This is a genomic window from Pseudomonas sp. FW305-3-2-15-E-TSA4, from assembly GCF_058787295.1.
The window spans coordinates 125,854-139,882 of sequence record NZ_JBYSZP010000005.1 but is presented as its reverse complement, the minus strand read 5'-3'; the positions used below and the strand labels follow the sequence as shown (position 1 = coordinate 139,882).

Here is a 14,029-nt window from a genome sequence, read left to right as displayed (position 1 = left end):
CTGCTCGCGATGGCGGCCAAATGGCCGCCATGCCTCTAACGATTGATCACGCCTGCGCCGCCGCACTCACCACCGGCCGCCCAGGTTTGCGCAGGGGGTCCAGGCGTGAGCCGTCATAGCGGCTTTCGCGGTAGAAGCGCCAGCGGCCGAACAGGCCGTAGACGTGGGTGACGCGGCCCTGTTCGTGGTAGCCCATGCGGATGTGCAGTTTCAGCGCCGGGATGTTGTGGGTTTCGCAGACATCGACGACTTTGTCGCAACCCTGGGCAGCCATGGCTTCCCAGAGGGCGACTTGCACGTCCACCGACAGGCTGGTGCCGAAATACGGGCGGGCCATTTCGCCACCGAATTCGAAGAACTCGCCGGGTTTGACCGGGAACCAGCAGCCGTAATAGTGGCGGTCGTAGTAGTCGCGCATGCTGCCCCAGATGAACGCCACCGCGTGGCCGTCGGCATCCAGGTACATGTGCCCGGTGTGGCCCTCGGCGGCGAGTTCGGCCATGGTCTCGACGCGGTCGCCGAAGTGTTTGGCGAAGGCCCCGGTGTTGAGCTGGGTGATATCGACTTTGCGCAACCCTTCGTACGGGCGCAGCTTGTGCGGTGGCACCGGGGAGACCAGATCGCGCTCCATCCACAGCAGCTCCCAGTGGAAGAACACGTAGCGCTTCCACAGGGTGGCGAAGAGACGGCCGAGGCCTTTTTGACGAATGCGTTCGCGCAGTTTTCCGATGACGTTCATGTTGCCCTCCGTGGCCGAAGCCCGGTGTGGTGGATGTTGCTGTTGTGGGGATGAATCAATCGAGTGCCGTGGCACCCCGTAAAAAATCCTTGTGCAGATCGGCATAGGACACCCGTGGCACACCCGGCAGTCGCTGCTCCAGCACGCGGCTCAGGGATTCTTCGGGGTTGAGGTAGGCATCACCGAAATCGCTGCCTAGCTGATTCGGGTGGGCAACGATTTCCAGCACGCCGTCGTTCGGCGCGGGGTCGTTACGCAGATCCACTGGCGTGCACACATAGTCCGCCGTGGCTCCGGCCAGACTCTGCAAGCGCCAGTTGAGCAAACCTTTGAATATGCGTTTCGGCAGACTGAGGTTCTGCCCCAGGTTGCGCGCCAGGCGAATCGGCACGCCTTGATGGGCAGCAAAGCGCGCGACGATTTCGCCGATCGGCCAGATGTTGTGCACGTGCTGATGCGAGTCGATATGGCTCGGCCGTACGCCGTGTTCGACGCAGCGCTGCCACTGCGCCTGCAACTCTTCCCGTACCGCGTCGCGATCTTCGCGACTGAGCCAAAAGCTGTGCCGTGGCAGGCTCAGATCGAACACGCCGTGGCCGTCGCAGAAGGTGCGACTGCGCAGGATTGAGGTACTCAGCGGCCGCCCGTAGGTCAGGTTGAAATGCAATCCGACCCGACCTTGCAGCGACGGATGCCGGGCCATTGCGCAGGCTGCTTCGAACGCCGGCATGTTGGCCATGGCCGTGGCCGAGCTGATGACCCCGGCCTGAAACGCGGCGAAGATCGTCGCGTTTTCGTTCGGGCTCAAACCGAAATCGTCAGCGTTGACTATGACTTGGCGAGGCATGATCGCCCTCCGTGGTGATGACGACAGGTGTGGGCGCCGATGCCGGTCTGGCCGCACGTCGCGCGCGCCATTGCTGCACCGTCGGTTTCAAGCGCTGCCAGAGCCGCAACCCCAGCCCCAGCAACATCCCGCTGGGGCGCCAGGAATAGAAACTCCAGCGCCAGTGTTCCAGTTGTCCGGTCATGCGTTCGTGCAGTTGGTGGCTGGAGTTTTTCAGGCTGACCCGCGAGGCATCGATCCAGCGCCAATGCTCATCCAGCCCCCAGCGAATCCATTCCTCCAGCAGCACCCGGCCGCTGCCCAGATCGGCGTATTGCGGCAGGAACGCGAGGTTGTAATCGTAGAGTCGGCCCTGCTCCAGCAAGCCGAGGCGATAGCTGATGCAACGCCCGTTGAGTTCCAGCGTCACCACCCGCACCAGGCCCTGGCCGGCGAGGGCGGTGAAGGCGCGTTCGATCCATTGCCGACTGCGTTCGCTGGCAAAGATCCCTACGCCTTCGTCGCCTTTCCAGCTCACCGCTTCGACTTCGCTGATCGCCCGCAACAGCGGACCCATGCTCAGCGCGTCGGGGCAGATGCGCCGCACCTGGGCGCCACACGCGACAATTCGTTTGCGCGCCCGTCGCAGCTTGTAGCGCGGGTCGCCGGAGACCTCTTGGTGATCCGCGTCGCTGATCAGATGCACCGGCACCCGGCAACTGAGGCGGCGTTCGCCCGCAGAACTGTGGGCCATCCATTCGGTCAGGGCGCTTTCCTCACCCGCCGGCTCGGACAATTCGTTGAGTTGCAGCAGCGCGTGCGGCAGCTGTCGGCGGATCAGGTGCAAGGCTTCGCGCATGTCTTCGCCCTTGAGCAATGACAGCAGCGCCAGCCGGTCCGCCAGCGGATAGCCCAAGTGGTGCAGTACGCGAAACGGCACGCCGGCAAAGCGCTCACGGCCCGCTACCAGCGGCAGGCACAGGCGCAATTCGTCCGCTTCCCAGCCGAGCAGGATGTGCAGGCGCTCACCCGCGACCAGTGCCTGCTCCGCCGCGCACAACCAGCCCAGGTGGTTGAACGGCGTGTGATCCGTCACCTGCAGGCGCAGCGCTTCATAGGCGGCTGCCGGGAAGTCGGCGGCGCACAGTGAAGTGCGCCATTCGAATCGCGCCGTCATAGGCTCAGACCGCCGTGGCTGTGACAGGTGGACGGGACGGTTTGCGCAGCGCATCCAGTCGCGAACCGCTGTAGCGGGTTTCGCGGTAGAAGCGCCAGCGACCGAACAGGGTGTAGACATTCATGATCCGGCCTTGCTCGGTGTAACCCATGCGCAAGTGCAGTTTCAGCGCCGGGACGTTGTGGAACTCGCAGACGTCCACCACCTTGTCGCAGCCCTGGGCGGCCATGGCTTTCCACAGTTCCAGTTGCAGGTCCACCGAGAGTTCGGTGCCCCAGTAGGCACGGGTCAGCTCGCCGCCGAATTCGAAGAACTCGCCGGGTTTCACCGGGAACAGGCAGCCGTAGTAATGCCGGTCGAAGTAGTCCCGTGCGCTGCCCCAGATGAACGCCACGGCATCGCCCTGATCGTCCAGGTGCATGTGCCCGGTGTGGCCTTCGTTGGCCAGCTCGGCCATGGTCCCGACGCGGTCGCCGAAGTAGCGGGCAAAGGCGCTGGCGTTGTCGGCGGTGATCTTCACCACCCGCAGCGGCGGATACGGTTTGAGGCTGTGCGGTGGCACCGGACTGACCAGATCGCGCTCCATCCACAGCAATTCCTGATGAAAAAACACGTAGTGCTTCCACGCCTTGGCGAGGGTGGCGCGCAGGCCTTTTTGTTTGATGTGCTGGCTGAGTTTGCTGACGGTACCCATGTTCTGTACTCCGGCGTTCCGGCAGGGCGAACAACTGTGGCGAGGGGCTCTGTGGCGAGGGGATTTATCCCCGATGGGCTGCGAAGCGGCCCCGCATTTACAGGCTAAAAGCGACGACTGCTGCGCAGCCGATCGGGGATAAATCCCCTCGCCACAAAAACTCCCTACCCACAAATCTTTGTTCGCTTTACCTTTTCTGATATTCGGAATTGGCTTCATGACGCGCTCCAGCTCAGGGCGAACAGGGTTTCCCCCGGCAAGTCGAAGCTGACGCGTCCATCGCGGCAGGCAAACGGCGCGTCGCGGCTGCGGTTGTCCGTGCCGAAGTAACGCAACGCACCGTTGTTCAGCGGGCACTTGGCGCCACTCAGGTCAACACGTTGCAAACGCGTGCCTTTGTTCACACCGAGCAGGCCCCGCTGCTCGTCGCCGGCCATCGCCAGCACATCGACTTCAAAACCATCGTTCTCCAGCCACAGCACCTGATGCAGCCAGTGCTGCGCGATGAACTGCTGGGCCAGACCCACCGGTTTCAGCTCAAAACGCTCATCGCCCAAAACCCGGATCATGCCCTTGGGATACTGCGGTTCATCGGCGGCCTGAAACCAGTTGAGCATCGTCAGCAAACCGTCCTGCGAAGCGTTGATCACCACCGACGCCCACCACAGCGAGGCGTAGTGCGTCTCCTGATCGTAGGGGCTGAGGCTGGAACCACTGGACATATTGGTCTGATCCAGCAGCAAGGCCTTGCGCGGCTGACCGTGGGCGTCGAGGCCGACCAGTTCGGCGGCGCGGCGCACGCTGTCGCGGTAGACCCGGGTGGCGAGCAGGTCGCGGATCATCCATTCGTGCCACGCCAGTGCGTCGATCTGTTCGGCGGATTCACCGAGCAGGCGCCGCGCCCAGTCGATGCCGCGCTTGTCTGCCGCGTTATCGGCGAATGGCCCGTTGACCAGTCGTGAGCTGGCCGGCATGGCGATGCGCACCCCGGCCCGGGCATTCGCCGGATCGCTGCGCACTTGCCTGGCCATGCTGGCGAAAATCGCCCGGTATTGCTCGAAGCTCGAATAGTTGAGGTTCGGCTCATCAGCAAAACCGATGTAGTGCGTGCCCTTGCCGCCGAGCGCGCGCGTGCCGGCCAGCCATGCATCGAGGCCGCCATTGCTTTGCACGTCGGCGCGCAGATCGGCCTGACGCTGGCTGCCGGCGAGCAGGGTGATGTCCTGACGGATGCCGAAGCGCTCCTGATAAGCCTGGCGGAACGCGTCTTCGAAGTGCGGATTCTTCGCCGTGACATCGACAAAACTGTAGTAGCTGGCGGCGGTCGCTTTCAGCGCATCCAGCACCGCGTGACTACTGGCGGGTGGCATCACGTAGGGCAGAGCGATGCCCAGATCCGGCGTGCGCCCGAGGATTTTGTCGTGCAGGGTCAGGTGGATCTGGCCGGTCTCTTCGCGCACGGGTTTGAGTTGCTGCGCAGTCTGCGCAAACCGATTGGCCGTGCCGTCGAGCCAGAATGCTGCTTTGCCGCTGCCTTGCAGGCGCAGGCGCCAGACCTGTTCGCGCTCGCTGACCGGCAACGCCAGTTGATCGAACTGCCAATAGGCGCGATAGGGTTTCAGTGTCAGCGTCAGTGACTGATCTTCGCCTACCCGCTGCGCCTGCAACGCATTGACCCCGCCATGGAACTTGCCGGCGAGCACCGCGTGTTCCCCCGGCGCGACCTTGAAATACAGCTCGTCGCCATTCTGCGTCTGGGCGCTGAAATGCACCTTGGCCGGCTCGAACAGCGCTACGGTTCGGTCGTCGTGTTCGACCCGGTAATTGCGGAAGCTGTAGCCGGGAATTTCCAGGCGATAACTGGCGGCACCCGGCAGCAACGCCCAGCTCTGGGTGCCACGGGTTTCGCTGGCTTTGATCAAGCGCTCGCCCTGCAATTTGCCCTGACCGTCGAGCAGGTACAGATGCTCTTCGTTGGCATCGGCCTGCCACGCCGGGGTCCAGCGCACGGTCACGCTGTCCGGGCGGTCGGTTTGCAGATACAGGCTGCCGTCGCGGATCTCGCCCCAGCGCATCGACGCGGCAAAGGCGTCCAGCGACAGGCCGAGACCGAGCAGCAGGACCAGGCCTTTCATGCGGCCTTCCGTTGCAACATCTGCCACATCGGCGCGATGTCGCTGGGCAGGATGATCAGGGTTTGCCAGAACGCCACGCCGCTCAGACGGCAGTACAACACCAGCATCGCCACCGTCACCGCCAGATAGGCAATCGATGAAGCCGCCGCTGCGCCAACGATGCCGTAGGCCGGAATCAACACCAGGTTCAGCGCCAGATTGAGCAGGGCGCCGAGGCCCATCAGCAGCGACACCGTGCCGGGGCGGTTTTTCCCCAGCAGGTCCAGACGCAGGATGCTCGCGTAGCACAGGCCGAGCAGCCCCGGCAGCAAGGCGAGCAGCGCCGGATACGCCGGTTGGTAGGCGATGCCGAACAGGGTGACGATCAGCCAGTTGCCGATCACGGCCATGCTCAGGCACGCGCCGAGCATCACCGTGGCGGTCAGGCGCAGGGCCAGCGGAGTGACCTTGTCCATGCCTTCGTCCTGTTGCAACAGGCGTTTCATCAGCGGCGTGGTCACCGCTTCCGGGACGATCAGCAGCAGTTCGGCGGCGGCGCTGGCCATCGCGTAATGACCCAGCGCGGTGCTGCCGAGCAGGGCGCCGATGAACAGGTAATCCGAGCGCAGAATCACTTGCTGGAACAGCAGGTCCGGATGGCTGCGGGCGCTGTAGCGCAGCAGTTCGTTCTGGCTGGCGCGATCCCACTGCAACTGCAGCGGTTGCGCCCGTTTCAGCCAGACCCAACCGGCCAGCACTACCAGGCTGATCCCGGCCAGCCAACTGATCAACGCGGCTTCCAGCGCCGCGCTTTTCCACATCCAGAACAGCGCGAGAAACAGCAGCAACGGCGCCAGTGATTCGGTCAGGCGCAAGGCGTTGAACGCAACCACGCCCCCGGAGGCGTTGTGCAGAGTCAGCAGGCCGCTTTTCAGCACGGTCAGCGGCACCGCCAGCAGCAACAGCCACGCCAGCAGACCAAGCTGCACAGTCACATCCAGCTCACTGCCGAACTCACGCACCAGCGCTACCACCAGCAGGGTCAGCAGACCCGCGAGCAAGCACCCGAACACCAGCACCTGACTCAGCAGCAGGCCCATCGGCCGTTGCTTGGCGGCTTGATAACCGACGGCCGAATTCAACCCGCCACTGGTGGCGGCGCTGATCAGGTCGGGCAAGGTGCTGAGCAGCGCGAACAACCCGCGCTCACTCGGCCCGAGGATCCGCGCCAGTAACACGTTGCGCAGCAGGCGCAGGGCGATCATCGCCAGTTTGGTGCCCATGCTCAGCGCCAAGTGTTTGAGATAGTGGCTGCGGCTCATGGGCGGTTGCCACGAAAGATGCGCCACGACAGCAGCTCAGGATTGCGCGCAGTACGCTGGCTGACGCCGAAACGTGGCAGGTTCAGTGGATCGCCTTCGCCGCGATAGATGCCGGTGCCGGTGCCCAGGGCGAACGGGTAAGCGTGTTCGGCAATCTGCTTGCGCACCCGCTCGTCGTTGTTGCCGTTGGGGTAGCAGTACACCGGCAGCGGTCGGTTGCAGCCGTTGTACAAGGCGTCGCGGCTGCGGCTGATTTCTTCGCTCAGGCGCACATCGTCCAGTTCAGTGAGGATCGCGTGGCTGGCGCCGTGCGGGCCGAAGCGCACCAGCCCCGAGGCTTCCAGCGCCCGTACCTGATGCCAGTCCAGCGCTTGCGGCTGCGCTTCGGGCGGGCATTCGTCGGTCAGGCGTTCGAGCATCGCCGGTTCAAGGTTTTTCAGGCTTTGCAGGTAATGCAGCAGCGACAGGCTGCGGCGATCAACGTCGATGTCATCCACCAGCACCGGCACCGGGTGGTGGATTACGTGCAGGCATTCGATCAAGTGCATGCGGGCCTTTTCGCCGTGGCTGCCCCACAGGGTTTCGCCGAGGCTTTCCCACCAGAAGCGCTGACGGCTGCCGATGAAATCGGTGGAGAGAAAAATGCTCGCTGGCACCTGATGTTTTTGCAGCAATGGGAACGCATTGACCGCGTTGTCGCGCCAGCCATCGTCGAAGGTCAGCGCCACCCTTGGGCGTTCGCTGCGCAGTGCGGTGGGCGTGAGGATGTCCATCAGCGGCACGCAATCGAAGTGCCGGCGCAGCCACACCAGCAGGTGTTCGAACGCCTTGGGCCCGACACACAGCTCATTGCGGTGCGGCAAGTCGGCGGCGCGGTCGTTGGCCAGCACCCGGTGCAGCATCAGGATCACCCCGGCGCCGTGCAACTGGTTTCGTCCCACGGGCGAGTTGAGGTAAAGCCAGCCACTGGTGCGTTTTATCAGTTGTTTGATCGCCATGGCTTCGGTCCTCTCAACGGTTCTGTTCAGGGTTCCACTGGGCATATCGGTGGCCGCGCAGGAACTGCCACAGGCCGAGACTCATCCCGGCGAGGGTGACCAGCAGGAACGCGGCCAGACGAAACGGTTTGGGCAAGCGATGTTGCGAATCCAGCAGTCCGGCCAGCGCAATGGCGTAGCCGAACAGTTGGGCGATCAGGGCCAGTCGATAGAAACCGTGGTCATCCCACAGCCAGAAGTTGCTCAGCAGCAGCGGCAGCAGGAGGATCGGTGCCAGGCGCCGGATCAGTTTGTGGCTGATCAGCGCCAGCGAATACAGGCCATGTTTGAGCGGGTTGAGCAGCTCACTGCGCTGGGCGAGGCTTTGCAGGCCACCGACGGTGACGCGTTGACGGCGGCGGAACTGTTTGTCCGCTTCGTCGACACCGTGGTCGATCACTTGCGCCTCGGGCACGTACACAATGCGCTTGAAGGCCACCGGTGCACAGGTGCTGAGAAAGAAGTCGTCGTTGACCTCCGCCGGCACGCTCTGGAACAGCTCGCGGCGCAGGGCGAGCAGGGCGCCGTCGGCCGAGACCATGCAGCCGGTGCGATTCTCCACCCGACGCAGCCAGCCTTCGTAATGCCGGTACAGGCTGTCGCCGACGCTGAGGCCGCCGCCGGTCACCGGAATCACCATGTGCCCGGCGCAGGCCCCGACGTTGGGGTCGCTGAGTGGGGCGAGCAGGTAGCCGAGGGTTTCCCGCGACCATTGGTTGTCGGCGTCGGTGAACACCAGAATATCGCCAGTCGCCAGGGCTACGCCGGCATTCAGCGTCGCGGCTTTGCCCTGGCGCGGCAGATCGAGGACAGTGATGCGCGAATCAACCACTTTGTGCGCGCGGGCCACGGTGTCGTCGGTCGAGCCATCGCTGGCGAGAATGATCTGCAGCGTGGCCGGCTGATAGTCCTGCGCCAGCAGCGTGCGCAACTTGTGCTCGATGTGCCGCGCCTCATTGTGCGCGGCAATCACGATGCTGATGTTCAGCGGCGGCGCCGGGCTGTGGCGCCAGGCCGGGAACAGCGGCGCCAGCACAGTCAGCAGAAGCGGGTAGCCAAGGTAGGCATACACCGGCAGCAACAGGCACATCCAGAAAATGAATTCAGCCACGGGCAGGCCTCCTGGCGTTCCAATGACACAGACTGAGAATGAACGCGGCGCCCGCCAGGTGCAGACGCACCCAGTGCAGGCCCCACAGTTGCACGGTCAGGCCGATGTCGTGGTGTTTGATACTCTGCCGCACGCTTAGCACCAGCCCCGGCAGGAGGGTCAACGCGACCATGAACGCGGCGTGATGCGGGAAGCCGTCGAGCAACGCTGAAATCGCCAGAAAGTCGAGGATCCACACCGCAATCGACAGCAGCGGAAAGCGCAACAGACGCAGGCTGAAACCGTGAGTACGCAGCAGTTGCAGATGACTGCCCTGACGCCACATTTCCTTGCCCATCCACTCGCGCCAGTTCATCTCATAGCCCCAATGCAGGGCCACGCTGCTGTTCACCGACAGCAGCCGCGCGCCTTGTTCGTGCAGGCGCAGGGTGAACTCCTTGTCCTCGCCGGTGCGCAGGTGTTCGTTGAAGCCGCCAACCTTGTCGAACCAGCACCGGCGCATCAGCAGGTTGGAGCTGGGCAGCCAGTCCACCGGGTGTGATGCCTGACTCGACGGGCGCAGCGTGCGCCGTTGCCAGGCGGCGGCGTACCACGGCGCAGTGGCGGGGGTGTGCAGGTCGAGACCGAACACATCGGCCTGACCCTCGGCTTGCAGCTCGAACAAGGGCTTGAGCCAGTCTTCGGGCATCTCGACGTCGGCATCGATAAACGCGATCCACTCGCCGCTTGCCAGCAGGGCACCGCGATTGCGCAGCGCACCGATCAGCAGGCCCGGCAGCACCAGCACCTGTGCACCGAACTGGCGGGCGATGTGCGGGCCGTCGTCGCTCGAACCGTTGTCGACCACAATCAACTCGCAGTCGACATCGGCCGCATGTGCGGCTTTTTGCGCTGCCAGCAGCGTGCGGCCGATGTGCCGGGCCTCGTTGTACATCGGGATGATGATGCTGATCCGGCTCATGTTCTGGCCTCGGTCAGTGGCGCTTGCTCGGCCTTGAGGCGCAGGACGCTGGTCAGCGCGAGCATGATCCACAGGTATTTCTGGTTCGGCGCACTGAGGAACATCAGGAACAGGGTCAGCGACAGGAAGCTCACCCCGAGGTGTGTCATCAGGTCCGCCTGTTGCCAGTCGCGTCGCAGCATCCACGCGGCGCGGGCGCGGATCAGGTTGTACAGACCGAGGCCGAGCATGCCGACAAACAGCAGGCCGGCGGGAATCCCCAGTTCACTGAAAATTTCCAGATAAGTGTTGTGGGCACGGCGGTACAGATCGCCGATCTTGCGGTTGGCGGAAAACGCTTTGGCGTAGCCGGTGGTCGCGTAGTGCAGCGGGAAGGTGCCGGGACCGGAGCCGAGCAGCGGGTTCTCGCGGATCATCTGCCCGCCGACCACGATGTACGAGGCGCGGCGGCCGAGGGATTCGTCGTCGTGGCCCTTGGCGCCGGCGCTCAACACGCTCAGGGACTGAATGCGTGCGAGGTAACCGGCGGGCATGGCGTAGATCGCCAGCGGAATCACGATGGCTGCGCCGAGCATGGCGAACCCCAGGTGCCGTGGGCGAATGCGGGTCAGTTGCGCGCGGTAGTGCCAGCAGCCGATCAGCAGACTCAAGGCCACCACCACCAGCCCCGAGCGCGACTCGGTCTTGGTCATGCCGCCCAGCAGCAGCAGGCAGCAAGCGCCCCAGAACAAGCGGTGCAACAGATTCGGCCCACGAATCACCAGCAGCAGCGCCAACGGAATGGCGAAGGCGATCAGCAGGGCGAAGGCGTTGGGGTCTTCAAGCAGACCGGCAGCGCGGCCCTGATCCTGGAATTTGACTGAAAACATCGCCATGGCACAGGTGGCGCTGACACTCAGGGTCACCAGGCGGGCGAACAAGTCGAGATTCAGTTCGCGGCCGATCAGCAGGGTGATGACAAACAGGATCAGCCCGACGCTCAGTTCACGCAGATGCCCCAGCGACATGCCCAGATCATCGGTGTTGAACAGGCTGAGGAAATACAGCACCAGGAACCACAGCAGAAACCGCCAGATATTGCTGCGCAGGCGCTCGGACGGAATCTGGTGCATGGCCAGTTGCAGCATCAGGATCACCGCCAGCGAGGCGCCGATCAGTTTGCTCCCGGACAATGCGCTGTCCTTGAAGAAACCTTCGAACGGCACCAGTGCGGCAATGCCCAGCAGGCCCCAGGCCGGCTTGCGATACAACACTGTGAACCCCACCAGGCCAATGACCGCGCCGGGTGCGAGAAACGGATAAGGGCTGGCGAGCAGTCCGATGCATACCAGACCGAGCAGCGTGACGATCGAGAGCGGGAAAATCATGCGCGTGCCTCCCGTGCCGTGCGGATGTACAGCTGCGACCAGCGTTCGGCCAGGGCCTTGAGGTCGTAGCGATCCTGTTGCGTACGCTTTGCGTTGTCGCACAAATGCCGGGCCAGCTTCGGCTCGCTCAACAGGTTGTCGAGCTGACGGGCGAGGTCGGCGCTGTCGGCGGGTGTCGCCAGCAGACCGTTATGCCGGTGCTCGAGCACATCGGGAATGCCGCCGACGGCGAACGCCACCACCGGCACGCCGGCCTGCATCGCTTCCAGCAGAATCATCGGCGTGCCTTCGGTGCGCGAGCTGATCACCAGCGCATCCAGGCGCTGCCACCACGGTTGCATGGCAGTCTGGTAGCCGGGCAGACGAATTCGTTGGGTCAATCCGGCGGCGTCGATCCGCGCCTGCAGTGCTTCACGTTCCGGGCCGTCGCCGAGCATCACCGCGTCCAGTTGCGGATGCTGGTGACACAGCGGAATCAGCGCATCGAGAAACAGGTCCGGGCCTTTCTCGCTGCTCAGGCGCCCGACGTAACCGGCCAGCCAGCGCTGGCGGTCAACGGTGCTGACCAGCGCGTCGGCGGCGGGCAATCCGTTGGGGATCACCTGCAGTTTTTCCGCCTGCACGCTGGCCTGACGATGCAGCACGGCAATGCTCTCGGCCACGCACACCACCCGATCCACCGACGCGGTGCGGCACAACTGCAGACTCAGCCAGGTGTAGAACTTCTGCTTGCGGCTGCGCGGGGTGAAGCCGTGTTGGGTGATGACCAGCGGCAGACGCAACAGCGTCGCGCCGGCCCAACCGAACAACAGCCCCTTGAAGTTGTGCGTATTGATCAGCGGCCGTTCGCTGCGCCGGGCCCGCAGGTGGCGCAATAGCTCACCCAGCCCGGCGCAACCACGGCAGTCCACCCCGGCCTCGCGAAAGCGCGCGATCAACGCCGGCGGCGCATCGAGAAACAGCACCTGGTGCTGCCCCGGTGTCGCCAGGCAGTGATCGAGCAGCATGCGCTCGGCCCCATAGAAGCCGCCGCTGCTGAGCAAATGAATGATCGGCAGCGCGGCGTTCGGGGTGGACAGCGTGTTCAATTGCGCACCCAGTGCACGAAGCTTGGCACGGTCCAGTTCTTGTGCGGATTGCTCGGCAGCACGTTTTCGTCGTTGATCACCAGCAACACCGGCAGGCCCAGTTCGTGGGTGATTTGCGCCGGGTGTTTGAAACGGTGATCGAAGAACTCACGCACATAGACCAGGGCAATCGCCAGCAGCAGACCGGTGAACAGCCCGAACGGAATGATCAGCAGCGGTTTGGGGAACGCCGGCTCGGTCGGCTCGAACGGCGGGCTGAGCACCTTGGCGTTCGACAGGTCGTCGTTGAGCGAACCGGCGGTGCTGCTTTCGGCAAAGCGTTGCGCGTAGGTCGAGAACGCCGTGTGCAGCGCGTCGATTTCCGTGTCCATCTGCCGCAGCTTGCTCTGGGTCTGCTGCAAGGTGTGGATGCGGTTCTTGAACTCGGCGATGCGCGCGGTTTTCTGATTGATCACCTGTTGCACCACGGCCAGATCGTTGGTGCGCTCCTGAATGCGGTTGCTCACCACTTTGAGGAACTGCTGGCGGGTGCGGGCGATCTGTTCGCGGGTCAGCAGCATCGGCTCGCTGCCGGGCTGGAACACCGCGAGGTCATTCATGTAGCGGCTGACCTGGGTGGTCAGTTGCTCGCCCAACTGTTTGATTTCCCGATCCTCGAACGCCACGTTATCGACGGTGGTGGTGAAGGTGAAGGGGAAGGTGTAGTCGTTGAGCTTGTTGCTGCTGGCGGCCGTCAGCGCGGTTTTCAGGTATTCGAGCCAGCGCTGGCTCTGTAGCAGACGATCCTGGTACAGGTTCAGGGCTTGCTCTTCGGTGTTGATCGCGTTCAGGCGGAAGGTGATTTCTTCCTTCGGATCGGACGAAGCAACACTTTCCAGCAGCGTCTGCCGATTACCTTCCAGCCCGTCGAGACGCACCTGATACAGGTGCTTCTTGGTTTCGTAGAAGGATTGCGGCAAGTCGATCGATTGCAGCGCCTGACGGCTGCCCAGATAGTTCTGCAGCAGAGTGGCGACGAACGTCGTGCCCTGATGCGGATCGGGGAAGCTGTAGACGATCGAGATCACGTTGGAGCCGGGCAGGGTCTCGATCTTCAGGCTGTTGATCGCATCTTGCGTCAGGCCGTCGAGCACGGTGTCACGCACCGGATCGGTTTGCAGCCCGAGCATGTTGCGCAGCGGGTTGATCAGGTACTGCCGCAGCGGCGACGTGACATAGCGGCGGAACGGTTCGCTCACCAGTTTGGCGAACACGCCCACCGGCGGGTTGTACTCGCCCTTGTCGCGCAGCTCGCTGATGGTCTGGCGGATCAGCGCCGGGGACCGCAGGATGTTGCTTTCGGTTTCCATGTCCGCCAGCGACGGCGGAATGAAGGTGGCGTTATCGACCGTCAGTGACGTGGTGGCGTCACCCTGGGAGAGTTTTTTCGACTGCACGATCACCTGGGCGGTGATATCGAAGCTCTGTTTGAGCACCAACGGCAGCAGCAACGCGATGACTGCAAAGATCAGGAAGACCCGTTTCACCAATTGCTTGTTGGCGAAGAAGATCCTGAAGAACTCATGCAGGTAGTTTTCCTTTGGATTCATGATC

At 63.6% G+C, this 14,029-nt stretch carries 12 protein-coding genes; all 12 read right to left on the bottom strand.

The genetic code is table 11. The features are described from left to right. Positions 1 to 46 precede the first annotated feature (46 nt). Positions 47 to 739 carry a GNAT family N-acetyltransferase gene (locus tag AC3WMV_RS08520; protein WP_103367643.1) on the bottom strand — a complete coding sequence of 231 codons (693 nt, stop codon included), beginning with the start codon at positions 737 to 739 and terminating at the stop codon, positions 47 to 49. 55 nt (positions 740 to 794) lie between these two features. Then, positions 795 to 1,586, bottom strand: a complete 792-nt coding sequence (locus tag AC3WMV_RS08515) for a ChbG/HpnK family deacetylase (protein WP_103367644.1) — start codon at positions 1,584 to 1,586, stop codon at positions 795 to 797. Further along, entirely contained in the window at positions 1,558 to 2,742 is a 1,185-nt protein-coding gene (locus tag AC3WMV_RS08510) for a GNAT family N-acetyltransferase (RefSeq protein ID WP_103367645.1), read from the bottom strand. Before AC3WMV_RS08510 ends, AC3WMV_RS08515 begins: the two co-directional genes overlap by 29 nt. 4 nt (positions 2,743 to 2,746) lie before the next feature. Next, a complete protein-coding gene (locus AC3WMV_RS08505) occupies positions 2,747 to 3,436 on the bottom strand; it encodes a GNAT family N-acetyltransferase (RefSeq protein WP_103367646.1) in 690 nt (229 codons plus the stop codon). Between the two features lie 215 nt (positions 3,437 to 3,651). Beyond that, positions 3,652 to 5,571 carry a hypothetical protein gene (locus tag AC3WMV_RS08500; protein WP_103367647.1) on the bottom strand — a complete coding sequence of 640 codons (1,920 nt, stop codon included), beginning with the start codon at positions 5,569 to 5,571 and terminating at the stop codon, positions 3,652 to 3,654. Continuing rightward, positions 5,568 to 6,872, bottom strand: a complete 1,305-nt coding sequence (locus tag AC3WMV_RS08495; RefSeq protein ID WP_027611601.1) for a lipopolysaccharide biosynthesis protein — start codon at positions 6,870 to 6,872, stop codon at positions 5,568 to 5,570. Before AC3WMV_RS08495 ends, AC3WMV_RS08500 begins: the two co-directional genes overlap by 4 nt. After that, entirely contained in the window at positions 6,869 to 7,870 is a 1,002-nt protein-coding gene (locus tag AC3WMV_RS08490) for a polysaccharide deacetylase family protein (RefSeq protein WP_103367648.1), read from the bottom strand. The genes AC3WMV_RS08495 and AC3WMV_RS08490 overlap by 4 nt, the downstream gene beginning before the upstream one ends. Before the next feature lie 13 nt (positions 7,871 to 7,883). Continuing rightward, positions 7,884 to 9,020: a glycosyltransferase family 2 protein gene (locus AC3WMV_RS08485; RefSeq protein WP_103367649.1), complete on the bottom strand. Its 1,137-nt coding sequence runs from the start codon at positions 9,018 to 9,020 to the stop codon at positions 7,884 to 7,886. Beyond that, the gene (locus tag AC3WMV_RS08480; RefSeq protein WP_103367650.1) at positions 9,013 to 9,981 is read right to left on the bottom strand and encodes a glycosyltransferase; all 969 of its coding nucleotides are present in this window, start codon (positions 9,979 to 9,981) and stop codon (positions 9,013 to 9,015) included. Before AC3WMV_RS08480 ends, AC3WMV_RS08485 begins: the two co-directional genes overlap by 8 nt. Beyond that, positions 9,978 to 11,348 (bottom strand): O-antigen ligase family protein, encoded by a 1,371-nt coding sequence (locus AC3WMV_RS08475; protein WP_103367651.1) that lies wholly within the window; start codon positions 11,346 to 11,348, stop codon positions 9,978 to 9,980. The genes AC3WMV_RS08480 and AC3WMV_RS08475 overlap by 4 nt, the downstream gene beginning before the upstream one ends. Beyond that, complete coding sequence (locus AC3WMV_RS08470) at positions 11,345 to 12,436, bottom strand: glycosyltransferase family 4 protein (protein WP_103367652.1); 1,092 nt, start codon at positions 12,434 to 12,436, stop codon at positions 11,345 to 11,347. Before AC3WMV_RS08470 ends, AC3WMV_RS08475 begins: the two co-directional genes overlap by 4 nt. Further along, positions 12,433 to 14,025 carry a GumC family protein gene (locus AC3WMV_RS08465; RefSeq protein WP_103367653.1) on the bottom strand — a complete coding sequence of 531 codons (1,593 nt, stop codon included), beginning with the start codon at positions 14,023 to 14,025 and terminating at the stop codon, positions 12,433 to 12,435. Before AC3WMV_RS08465 ends, AC3WMV_RS08470 begins: the two co-directional genes overlap by 4 nt. Positions 14,026 to 14,029: the final 4 nt, after the last annotated feature.